This window comes from Alkalinema pantanalense CENA528, from assembly GCF_050753345.1.
Taxonomy (GTDB): domain Bacteria; phylum Cyanobacteriota; class Cyanobacteriia; order Leptolyngbyales; family Leptolyngbyaceae; genus Alkalinema; species Alkalinema pantanalense.
The window spans coordinates 1-6,610 of sequence record NZ_JBLZFX010000166.1; the positions used below are offsets into that span (position 1 = coordinate 1).

The following is a 6,610-nucleotide window of genomic DNA, read 5'->3' on the forward strand; positions in this document are numbered from 1 at the left end:
GCGCTCAATCGGATGATTCAGATCGTTAAACCCGATAGCTACAAGGTTGAAGGTTAATACCAGGACACTCTCAAGGCGAACCTGACCGTTTTTCTAATCATGCAACAAAGCCACTACCATCTCTGATTCAGCAGAGTTTCCAGAATTATTTTGCTGGACAAGCAACTTTGGCAATGATTCAAGGTACTGCACTCATAACTTTATTTCTAGTGTTTCAAATTCCCTTCGGACTATTATTTGGTTTGGTGATTGGAATAGCCAGCTTTATACCTTTTGGTGGAACAGTTACAGTATCCCTAATTCTTCCCATACTTGCCATCCAAAATATTTGGTTAGCAGTGAAGTTATTAGTAATAGCAGTGTTGGTAGGACAGATTAACGAAACTATTATTGCACCTCGTTTAATGGGTCAAATGACTGGTGTCAATCCTGCTGTCATCTTTATTTCTTTGCTCTGTGGTGCAAAATTAGGTGGGGTGTTAGGGATTCTGCTGGCTGTACCCCTAACCAGCTTGTTGAAAAGATTTGCAGACTCCTTGCTTACCACCAGGGAGTTAGAGGTTGCTACATACACCATAGAAGATACTCAAGTATAAAACAAGTCAATTTTTTCTCCCTAAATTCTCATCTGGTAAGTAGCTAGATGGGAAATAAATTTGCAGGTAGTTTAAGGCAAACTGTTTCATTTCTGCTACCAGTCGCTGCCGAAATGGTTGCTCTTGATTCAGAGCAAGCCACATCAAGGTACTGATTGTTTTTACCAACACAAAGGCGATCGCTTTGTTGACCGTATCAATCATGTGGCCGATATAAACTCGATCATCGCGTTGCGACATAGCAACCCTCCGCTGTCGCCAATACACGATCGCGAATTCGATAGTTCAACCTCATCGCTGCGATTCTCAATGTTGAACTTGCTTCTCCATTCTGACTCACGCAAGAGGTCTAATGCTGTGCTGGCCGCGCGAGGATGTAGCCAAATGCTTATCCAGCCTGGGTTTGAGCTTCTCAGAGGTAAAACACGAGCGATTCTCAGATTTTGCTTGACAAACATGAGTAGTCGTCATATTATAAAACATGAGCAAAGCTCAAACAGCTCAACAAACACCTAACGGAGTCACCAGCCATGCTTGAGAACCTTTTGAATTCTGATGATTTGAACTTGTTATCTTACTTAGACTCACTTGGGGACTTTGCATTATTCAGCACTGCCCTCCCGGCGATCGCGATTTACTTCCTGATTACGGTTCCCTCCTTCCTCGTGTTCTGGGTATGGTACAAAAAAGAATTTCAAGCCCGACGGATTCAGCAAAAGCAACGCAGTTATGAAAAACAATGGTGGAAAGAAATCCGCCAGTCTATCCTGTCTGTTCTCATTTTCACCGTGATTGACGTGGTTGTTTACATCGCTCAACAGTACGGTCTAACCAGTATTTATCAGGACATTGGGCAGTATGGAATTCCCTACCTGCTATTCAGTGTGGTGCTGATGATCTTTTTACAAGATACGTATTTCTACTGGGCGCATCGGTTAATGCATTGGAAACCGCTCTACAAGTTTACGCACAAAGTTCACCACGATAGTATTGATGTCAGCCCGTTCACAGCCTATTCTTTCCATCCTGTTGAAACGATCGTCGAAGGCTTACCCAGTGCAATTTTCTCTTTCCTTTTACCAGTGCATTTCTTGGCTTTGATTGGCTACCAAGTGGTATCGCTAGTATTGAATGTGATCGATCATTTAGGCTATGAAATTATTCCTCAAAGCTGGACAACGCATTGGCTCTTGAAATGGAAAACGCCTTCCACTCACCACAACATGCATCACACTCATGTGAATGGTAACTACGGGTTATACTTCCACTATTGGGATGCGTGGATGGGGACTGAGTTTGAGGAATACCCCGCCACTCTGCAAGCCGTTTATGACCGTATGAATCAAAACGAGCCAGCGGCGATCTCTTCTAAGGAATCTGTAAAAGCAGGCAATGCCTAACCTGCCCCAAATCGTCTACAAGCTCACCGATTCCGAAGACTCAAAACGATTTGTCAGCGACTCACCTAGAGATTCTTTTCTCGTCCTTTTCTAGTGAGTCACTTTGTTTAACCTAATCTCTTTGGTTCCCATGAATTCCCGTACCTTTCGCACGATTCAAACAGAAGTCAAAAACATCTTGCATCTTGCCTTTCCCCTGAGCGCTGGTTTTTTAGCCTATTCAGCAACAGGCTTTTTCGATACGATCATGATGGGGCATCTTGGTCGTGATGTCTTAGCCGCAGGTGGTTTGGCAGCCCTTACTTTTCAAGTCATTGTGGGGATTACCAATGGAATGGTGATGGGGGTGAGTCCTCTGGTGGCAGAAGCTCAAGGAAGTGGCAACCGTCAAAAAGTCGAGCAGGTGGTCTGGCAAGGATTGCTATTATCGCTGTTGATGGTTTTTCCTCTAATTTTAGGTGTTGCTTTTGTAGGAATTGCCTTGCAGACGATGGGGCTACCGCCAAGAACAGTAGAATTATTTACGATCTACATCGACATCATGCGGTTTGCATTACCTGCAACGTTAGGCTTTGCCGTTTTACGCGGTTTTTTAGTTGGTATTGCCCATCCTCAGCCGATTATGACGATCGTGATTGCGGGCACATTGCTCAATATTGCGGGTAACTATGTTCTAGGTTTTGGGGCATTGGGATTTCCTCAACTGGGATTGGCAGGTTTAGCTTGGTCTAGTTTGGTTTCATCTTGGTTTATGTTTGCAGTGTTGCTGGGGTATTGTCTGAGCCATCAGCAAATTAAGTCCTATCGTATTCTTGCAATGCAGCGAATATGGCATAAGCCAATTTTAAAGAAGTTGCTGGGGCTAGGGGTTCCGATTGCGATCGCTTTTGCTTTTGAGTATGGCGGGAGTACGGCGATTACATTGTTAATTGGGTTATTTGGTGAAACGATGTTAGCTGCTCACCAAATTGTCTCGCAAACTGTATCGATTATTTTTATGATTCCGTTGGGAATTTCGGGCGCAGCGACAGCGCGGGTTGGACAGTGGCTTGGACAGGGAAATGTCAGCGCAATCAAACGAACCGGAAATCTTAGTATTGCGATCGCCACGATTATTATGTTCTTGATTACACTCGTACTGATGCTATTTCCTCAGTCGATCGTGGGTTTGTATATTGATGTTCGCAATCCTGATAATGCTGATTTGCTCAATATTGCTGTGCCCATTTTGGGTGTTGTTGCCTTGGGGGTAATTGCTGACGGGATTCAAAAAACGGCACTCGGTAATTTACATGGTCTGCAAGATACGAAAATACCGATGGTCTTAGGGATCCTATCTTATTGGGGAATTGGGTTGACGAGCAGCTATATTTTAGGGTTCGTTTTGGGAATGCAGGGCATGGGGTTATGGATTGGCTATTACGTTGGATTAACCCTTGCCTCCGTGATGTTTATCTGGCGATTTTGCCACTTGCTATCCAAACGGATGAAACACAAATACCAATCGATTTTATAGTTCAAAACCCTTTGCGACGATCGAACTCTGAAAAACAATTCCCCATGAGCCATGAATAACCCAAATGAGACAACTCTGTCGAGTCAGATTGAGCAGGACAATTCAACGGACATTCGCCATTTGGCCCGGTTAAGTGATTTCATCTTTGCATTAGCAATGGCCTTAATAGTCATTGCCTTTGATATCCCCGATCAGGTAGAAAATATGACCAATCGGGAGATTAATGCATTTTTGATCTCACAACTTCAGCCTTTGGCAACTTATGCGGTCACATTTGCCTTGATAGCATTTTATTGGATCTCTCATTCTCAACAGTTTAGCTATTTGCGCAGGACGAATGTTACTCACCTTTGGATTTCGGTCATCTACTTAATGGGGCTATTTTTAGTTCCACTCTCGAATGATCTAGTGATGACGTTTCCCCATAATTTTGGTGCAAAACTGTGGTTTAGCTTAAATATTGCGGCGATCGGTTTTGCTTCTTCGATCAGTTGGTGGTATGCAACCCGCGATCGACAGTTGGTGGATGGCAATTTGGATGAATCTACGATTCGATCGGTTCAAGTTAAGATGTTAATTGAACCTGTTTTTGCATTGGTTTCGCTTGGCGTTGCATACTGGAGCCAAACCGCATGGGATTATTCCTGGATAGTACTCCTGTTTGCATATAATCCGTTAGAAAGACTTTTGATTGAAATCATTCGATCGAATGATTTCAATTTAACTCCCTAGGTGCTTGAATGACAATTTTGATGACTCATGCAGAGTATGAATTCATCAACAAGCTAACGTTTGGAGCAGCGGTTTCTAAGAGCTTGATCAGGACTTACGCAAGACCGCTATGGATAGGGTCTAGTCAAGGTAGAGAATACCCCGTACAGTAACTCTATTGCTGAGCGTGATCGACCTTGCATGTCCTTTAGTAAACTCGATTATTGCCAATACTTACTGAGCAGTCAGACAAACTTTACGCTGACTCACTTGGCTGAGCACTTGCAGACAATTAGCCATGACACCATTAATCGCCGCTACTTGCGAGAGGAAAAGCTAGGTGGCGTTGCTGAATAGGAATATGATTTACTGTGGGACGGGCACATCCCCAAATTTAAGGTAGTATGCAACGCCAGCTTTTCCTATTGTGCATCGGAAGAAAGCCCACAAATTTAGAGCCACTCTTGTTTGACATCACAAACAAGAGTGGCTCGATCGACTGTGAAAATTCTCTACAAGTCTCCTTGCTAGTCACGTAGCGAGGAGGCATAGCTACCTGGGGTTGTGTCTAACAATTCTAAGTAGTGGGCTCAATTTTTGGGAACTCATCTGTCCCATGCTTCATGCTGACTTGAGTATCATTAAGTCTCCGTAACATGAGATCGAATTCGTTCAGGAAAGGACCAGAGATGGATATGCAGGCTGATAACGTTCTAGAACTTGCTCATAAAGCTGTGCAGTTTTTTCAGCCGTAATTTTCCATTGGAATTGTTTAACCCATTGTGACCCTTGTTGAATCAGTTGTTTTCGGTAGTTAGAATCTTGATGTAACCATTCGATCGCGTCTGCCATCGTTTTCGGTTGCGTCGGATCAATCAAAATTGCAGCATTTCCTGCTACCTCAGGCAAAGAAGAGGTATTCGAGGTAATTACAGGCGTCCCACAGGCCATGGATTCTAGAACCGGGAACCCGAATCCTTCATAAAATGATGGAAATAGGGTGATATCTGCTGCATTGTAAAGCGTCACTAATTTGGATTGATCAATGTTTTCAAACTGCGTGATCCGATCGCTCAAACCTGCTTGTTCAATATATGCTGTTTGCTCTGCTGTAAACCCATCTCCTACCCGCCAAAGTCGAGCGGGAATACCCCGATCCTGCACTCGTTTCAAAGCTTTTAGAATATTAGAAATATTCTTGCGGACTTGGTTACTGCCCACATGTAACAATACTAATTCCTGCGGATTTGCTAAATGGCGTTGCCGAAAATCATGAACGATCGCGGGATCGATCGATCGGAACTGGTTATTAACTGCGGAATGAATTACGGTGGTACGCTGGTGTGGAATATTCAAGTGCTGAACAACATCCCCTGCTGTATGGGACGAAACACAAAGAACCTGATCCGCACATTTAAGACCATTGGCAGAGTAGCGCCAAGCCATCGCACTCAGTGCAGGTAATCGGGATTCGGCTTGCACCGTTTCTGGATGGGTCAGTGGGACTAGATCATGACAAGTCACCACTACAGGTTTGCCTTGAGCCTGTAACCAGCGCGCAACGTGAGCATGGGTGTGATCAATCACATGAAACATATCACCGGATTGCTCTACAACATCACGAGGATGATTCCAGTAGCGTTCATAATATTTCCGCAAACCTGTTCCCGATCGCCAGTTTCCTGAAGAATGGGGTGCGCATTCGGTGATTTTCCAGTGAGGTCTAATCTGTCTTAAAGATTGGACTAAGTTATCAGCATAAACGTCCATGCTGAAAGAGATCCCCGGCGTTCTGCGGACAATGACTAGCTGCATAGTAGTTTGAGTTAAAAGCTTATTTGGGTTGACATGAATTCATCGATCGTAATAGGCGCTGGTTGTATGGTTGCAACAGCTCAGAAATTACAATCCTTAGGTAGCTGCAATTTGTAGACCGCTGTAAGAGTTACATGATCACAACGCGTATGACTAAAATTTCAGCACGGCAGATGAATAAATTGAATAACCAGAACAACGAATAATTGGAATAAAAGACGGCCAAAAAAATAATGATCAGGGGAATGGTTGTAGAAATGACAAATAGTCAATGAAAGTAATGAATGACGGACTTAGTGAATAATCTAAAGTCAAGCGCTAGTTGTCAGTATATATGCGTAAATTTTGACTGCCTAGGTAATCAGCGAATGGTTTACACAAACTTTATTCTGTTCTTAAGCTAATAAAAGATTGCTGACACATTAAAGTCAGCAGAGACTTCAAGCAGGAGCTTGGTAACTACTCAGGCTGTGGTTTAAGCGACACAGGATTGCCCGAGAACAATCCAACGAGAGCGTCTAAAAGATTGATATTCTGCTTGCGCAAGGTGGATAAATAGCCCCGAATGCGAC

The 6,610-nt window shown here is 43.6% G+C and carries 6 protein-coding genes and 1 pseudogene; 5 read left to right on the forward strand and 2 right to left on the reverse strand.

The window, feature by feature from the left end; all coding sequences use genetic code 11:
* The first annotated feature begins 125 nt into the window (after nucleotides 1-125).
* Complete coding sequence (locus ACN4EG_RS26755) at nucleotides 126-596, forward strand: AI-2E family transporter (RefSeq protein ID WP_431633343.1); 471 nt, start codon at nucleotides 126-128, stop codon at nucleotides 594-596.
* A 6-nt stretch (nucleotides 597-602) separates the two neighbouring features.
* Here ACN4EG_RS26755 and ACN4EG_RS26760 read toward each other — a convergent pair whose 3' ends face one another.
* On the reverse strand, nucleotides 603-836 hold the full coding sequence (locus ACN4EG_RS26760) for a hypothetical protein (protein WP_431633338.1): 234 nt from the start codon (nucleotides 834-836) through the stop codon (nucleotides 603-605).
* 290 nt (nucleotides 837-1,126) lie between these two features.
* Between ACN4EG_RS26760 and ACN4EG_RS26765 the strand changes: the two genes are divergently transcribed.
* The 4 genes and pseudogenes from ACN4EG_RS26765 to ACN4EG_RS26780 all read left to right on the forward strand — a co-directional run.
* Nucleotides 1,127-1,996 (forward strand): sterol desaturase family protein, encoded by an 870-nt coding sequence (locus tag ACN4EG_RS26765; protein ID WP_431633339.1) that lies wholly within the window; start codon nucleotides 1,127-1,129, stop codon nucleotides 1,994-1,996.
* Between the two features lie 130 nt (nucleotides 1,997-2,126).
* On the forward strand, nucleotides 2,127-3,512 hold the full coding sequence (locus tag ACN4EG_RS26770) for an MATE family efflux transporter (RefSeq protein WP_431633340.1): 1,386 nt from the start codon (nucleotides 2,127-2,129) through the stop codon (nucleotides 3,510-3,512).
* A gap of 51 nt (nucleotides 3,513-3,563) precedes the next feature.
* A complete protein-coding gene (locus ACN4EG_RS26775; protein WP_431633341.1) occupies nucleotides 3,564-4,244 on the forward strand; it encodes a TMEM175 family protein in 681 nt (226 codons plus the stop codon).
* Between the two features lie 180 nt (nucleotides 4,245-4,424).
* Nucleotides 4,425-4,556: pseudogene (locus tag ACN4EG_RS26780) on the forward strand (IS701-like element ISPlag1 family transposase); the annotation flags it as partial.
* A 339-nt stretch (nucleotides 4,557-4,895) separates the two neighbouring features.
* On the opposite strand, the gene ACN4EG_RS26785 reads toward ACN4EG_RS26780, so the two are convergent.
* Nucleotides 4,896-6,038 (reverse strand): glycosyltransferase family 4 protein, encoded by a 1,143-nt coding sequence (locus tag ACN4EG_RS26785; RefSeq protein WP_431633342.1) that lies wholly within the window; start codon nucleotides 6,036-6,038, stop codon nucleotides 4,896-4,898.
* Between the last annotated feature and the right edge of the window lie 572 nt (nucleotides 6,039-6,610).

What these genes read in the sequence shown, in the direction of transcription:
- ACN4EG_RS26760 (WP_431633338.1), bottom strand. Translation starts at nt 836, where the DNA reads ATGTCGCAACGCGATGATCGAGTTTATATCGGCCACATGATTGATACG.
- ACN4EG_RS26765 (WP_431633339.1), top strand. Translation starts at nt 1,127, where the DNA reads ATGCTTGAGAACCTTTTGAATTCTGATGATTTGAACTTGTTATCTTAC.
- ACN4EG_RS26770 (WP_431633340.1), top strand. Translation starts at nt 2,127, where the DNA reads ATGAATTCCCGTACCTTTCGCACGATTCAAACAGAAGTCAAAAACATC.
- ACN4EG_RS26775 (WP_431633341.1), top strand. Translation starts at nt 3,564, where the DNA reads ATGAATAACCCAAATGAGACAACTCTGTCGAGTCAGATTGAGCAGGAC.
- ACN4EG_RS26785 (WP_431633342.1), bottom strand. Translation starts at nt 6,038, where the DNA reads ATGCAGCTAGTCATTGTCCGCAGAACGCCGGGGATCTCTTTCAGCATG.